We start from the raw sequence: 204 nt of genomic DNA on the forward strand, positions 1-204 counted from the left end.
GTCGCGGCGGGCCGCCGAGCCGGCCGATTCCAGGATCACGGCGGCCGCGGCGGGCCCGTGGACGAAGCCGCGGTGGGAGCGGTCGAAGGGCCCGCCGGGGCCGGAGCCGACGGTGGGCACCATCGCGCCCAGGTTCAGGAAGCTGCGCAGCTCGGCCGGCGCGGGCTCGGCGAGGGCGCCGACGACCAGGCAGACGTCGAGGAT

General features: G+C 78.4%; 1 protein-coding gene. It reads right to left on the bottom strand.

Annotated features, from left to right (window positions below):
• Positions 1 to 204, bottom strand: a 204-nt coding sequence (locus G3I53_RS25895; protein ID WP_275406523.1) for a beta-ketoacyl synthase N-terminal-like domain-containing protein, incomplete at both ends; no start/stop codon positions are given.

The sequence above is a fragment of the Streptomyces sp. SID14436 genome (genome assembly GCF_010548465.1).
GTDB lineage: Bacteria > Actinomycetota > Actinomycetes > Streptomycetales > Streptomycetaceae > Streptomyces.